4 protein-coding genes and 1 pseudogene are annotated in these 3,800 nt (G+C 35.1%); 3 read left to right on the top strand and 2 right to left on the bottom strand.

What is annotated here, in order from left to right; translation table 11 throughout:
- The 3 genes from ABUA47_RS22665 to ABUA47_RS22655 form a co-directional block, all read left to right on the top strand.
- A partial coding sequence (locus ABUA47_RS22665; protein WP_349832095.1) for an RHS repeat-associated core domain-containing protein occupies nt 1-537 on the top strand: 537 nt, incomplete at its 5' end.
- Between the two features lie 2 nt (nt 538-539).
- Entirely contained in the window at nt 540-824 is a 285-nt protein-coding gene (locus ABUA47_RS22660) for a hypothetical protein (RefSeq protein WP_009293420.1), read from the top strand.
- 203 nt (nt 825-1,027) lie between these two features.
- On the top strand, nt 1,028-2,512 hold the full coding sequence (locus ABUA47_RS22655) for an FRG domain-containing protein (RefSeq protein WP_009293419.1): 1,485 nt from the start codon (nt 1,028-1,030) through the stop codon (nt 2,510-2,512).
- 78 nt (nt 2,513-2,590) lie between these two features.
- Here the strand turns inward: ABUA47_RS22655 and ABUA47_RS22650 are convergent, their stop codons facing one another.
- Together ABUA47_RS22650 and ABUA47_RS22645 are read right to left on the bottom strand one after the other, a co-directional pair.
- Nucleotides 2,591-3,334 carry a hypothetical protein gene (locus ABUA47_RS22650; RefSeq protein ID WP_349832094.1) on the bottom strand — a complete coding sequence of 248 codons (744 nt, stop codon included), beginning with the start codon at nt 3,332-3,334 and terminating at the stop codon, nt 2,591-2,593.
- 4 nt (nt 3,335-3,338) lie between these two features.
- A pseudogene (locus ABUA47_RS22645) lies at nt 3,339-3,800 on the bottom strand (hypothetical protein); the annotation flags it as partial.

Here is a 3,800-nt window from a genome sequence, read left to right as displayed (position 1 = left end):
CCGACGGAGGCATACGATGCCGAGGGCAACGAGGTGTGGAGCCGGGTGCTCGACATGGACGGGAACGTCATCGAGGAGACAGGCAACAAGGGAATGGTGCCGTTCCTGTTCCAGGGACAGTATTATGACTGTGAGACAGGACTGGCATACAACAGGTTCAGGTACTACTCGCCGAAGATGGGTATGTATGTGTCACAAGATCCAATCAGATTGACTGGCAGAATCCTAAATTTGTATGGGTATGTTTGTAATACAACCTATCTTTGTGATCCATTTGGCTTAGTTTACCAGAGTCATAATCATGGAGATGTAAATGATAGTGTAACAATTTTACGTCGCCAAAATATAAGAAATTATCAAATAGAAGTGCATGTTGACAGTCATGGTCCACATATACATCTTGATAGAGGAACTCGGCAAGAACGATATATAAATATATCAGGAATGTCTAACGAGCAAGCACTTAGAGAACTACCCAATAAATTAAGACGTGAATCTTCTGTAAGTGCTGCTATTAATAATGCATTAAATTATTAGCTATGACTATAACTGAAAAAATATCAATCAATTATAATAAATGGGGCTGTCCTATTTTAGAAAAAAACAGCAAGTGCTATCTTTCATTTACCAGTGATAACGCAAATAATATTACAATCAAAGGAAATGAAGAAGGTTTAAGACTCTTAGCAAAGGCCATTATTGGCTTAATTAACTCTCAATCTAATAATGGCTTTCACATTCATTTAGATGAAATTTATGATATCAATAAGGAAAACAAGAATTTCATTATTGATTTAGTAAGTGAAAATACGGATTTTTTTTGAATTTATTCAAGAGAGGAAAACCTTGTTGTTCGTTTTTTAATTCAATACTTATAATATACTCCAAGGTTAGTATATTTCAACTTATTGATAGTGCAGAAATGACATTATTAGTCTAATAGTTGGAATTGTCACGTATTAATGTGTGATAGCTTGGTATTAGTAGGATTATCTATGATAGTTTAAATTCACTCAATTTAAAGGATATGGAAACTAAATTTACATGGATACCATTCTATAAAGAATTATCCGACTGGCTATTTGGAAAACAGAATAGACAGTCAGAACTTATATCTACACTAAAAGAAATCGGTATTACCGGTTTTCGAGATGGTACAGAAAAAGGCAAAGAGATTGTTTTGGAAGAGATAGACCCGTTTACATTCTTTTCGTATCTCAACAAGTTTCATTCCGATGAAAGAAGAGTAGAAATCCTACAGGATTTAAAGCATAAGCTACATTTTAGATGTCCAGAACCAACAGATGTATCCGGTATCCCGACAATACATCCGATGAAAGTGCATCTGTTTCCACATAAATCGACAAGGAACAAGTATGATATAAATGTATTATGGGAATTGTTCGGACAGGTAAAAGAAGGGAAAGTAGATGAACGACTTTTTCAAACGGCATTGAACATTAAAAGTGTCGGAAAGAAAAAGCTCAGTATTGTTCTGTTCTACGTTAATCCGGAAAAATATGTTCCTTTGGATTCCAACACTTCATCGTATCTAAGAAGTAAGAAACTGGGCTACACTTATGATAGCTTTGCATCATATAATGAGTTGTCAGAAAAAATAGTCAAGACCTTTGGAAAACATCCGTGGGAGATTTCATACGAGGCATATAATTATACTCCGGAGAGTGATTCATCAAGTATCGGTAGTATCAGAACTCTATTCGAAAAACTTGAAGACGAATTAGAGGACGATATGGATTACCATATCTTTTATCGAGGACAATCAGATAAGAGTTTCGGATTAATTCCCTCCATCTATCGAGAGAAACTTTTAATCCAGAATGAAAATAGAATATTTAGAGATATTATCGCTCAAAGTCCGGCTGATTTCAAAGGATGCACATCTACTTTTGAAAAGTTGGTCAAGATGCAGCATTATTCTTTGCCGACACGCCTCTTGGATATTACTACAAATCCTTTGGTAGCTCTGTATTTTGCGTGCGAGAATGATGCCGTTGACGGAAAATTGTTCCGATTCGAAGTTCAAACGTCAGATATTAAATATTTTGATAGCGATGCTGTCAGTGTCGTTTCTAATATCGCCAAACGCCCAATAGATTTCAGTATTGAATCCCTTCGGGATTTGGAGTGTGAAGATTTTAATAATGAACCAGACATAGCCTATCTTCTGCATGAAATTAAGTACGAGAAACCCCATTTTCAGAATGTGATTGACTCAAAGGATATTGAGAGAGTCTTTTGTGTAAAACCGATGTTTGACAATCCTCGCATAATCCGGCAGTCCGGGGCATTCTTCCTTTATGGTATCAATGGCAATAAAAGCCAACCTGCATCACTCAACTTCAGCTACAAAGTGTACATCATCAATAAAGCGCAGAAGCAGAAGATCAGGAAGCAGCTTGAAGCCCTCGGCATAGACAAATCAACGTTGTTCCCGGAAGTCGAACACGTGGCCGAGCATATAAAGGACAAATATCATCTACCTAAATAACCTTTCCCTCATTTAAAAAACAAGCCGAGCTATTACGCAGATAGCTCGGCTCTCAACTTGAAAAGATTGCATCAAGTCTTAATCTTGTGGTACATCTTGAACTTGCAGGCATTTCTCTACTTTGTATAAATAATACCTACATTTCATTGTTACAAATGTTACTATTATACGAGAAATTACGATATGCCCTATGAATAGAATGAGGGGAAAGAGCAATACAATCAGACTTATAACAACAAACGGGAACTCAAATTCAGAGAAAAATTTATAAGTCCAATCAAAGCTAACAATTGCAACTACAAATAGCGTAATAAAAAATATAAATCTAATGTTTGTCCATAGATTTCTACTATATTTCCTACAATCTTCTTGATAAAGGTTATAGCCCGATATAAATAGCTCTATAGCTAAAACTATCTGAGAAGTTACTAAAATATAAGTTTTTACAAGTGCTTCATGTTGAGACCCAAACATCCCGATACAAAACAAGCATAAAAAACCGTATAATCCAGCATATAATCCGATGAAACCGCAACCTTCCAAATCAAGTTGGTTTTCATCAGTCAGATATTTTAAACGGTGATATGCCTTTTCTAAATAGGCACTATTTAATATACATTCATTATCCTCACTTTTTAGACTCTCTGTTCTAATATCATTAGCACGAGACAATACCTCCCGTACCGATAACTTCAAATCTTTCTGATATTTACGATAAATTTCAGTCAGCACATGCTTGTTATCAAGATAGTATAATCCAAAGTCAAAAGCAATTATAAATTGTATGAATGCAAGTAGATTAATACATTCTATTCCAGACATTTTTCTATTCAAGTTTTTTAGCTCTCCATTCTTCTCCGTTATGTTTTAATACATATTCAGCAACGTACTGTATTAAATCAACCGGATGGAAAGAATAACGCAAATTCCCTTTACGATAAGTAACCGATAACATAAGTTCTTTCTTGTCTTTATAAAACCCAATAGCCTCATTATACTTGATTTCTAAGTTCTTTTGGTTTTCTTCCAAAAAGATACTATTGGTTATCTTTTTCAAAGAGTCTATCAACTGCTCAATAGAGATTCCTACAGGAACTCTAAATAAGGTATGACGCAACTTATAATCAAACTTCAACTCTTTGTTTTTAGATTCATAGTATTTCTTATCAACAGCAATAACCACAAATTTTCCTTTCCCGATTAATTTTGCTACATCGGTATCTACTTTTCTGCATAGTAATTTATCCCCATTAGAGATGTCTTCGGGTGACATAGAGGAGCCTTCAAC

The organism is Bacteroides sp. RTP31139st1_H2_RTP31139_211217 (assembly GCF_040227615.1).
In the GTDB taxonomy this organism is placed as follows: domain Bacteria; phylum Bacteroidota; class Bacteroidia; order Bacteroidales; family Bacteroidaceae; genus Bacteroides; species Bacteroides uniformis.
The sequence above is the reverse complement of the archived record's forward strand: the minus strand, read 5'-3'. Positions and strand labels throughout refer to the sequence as shown.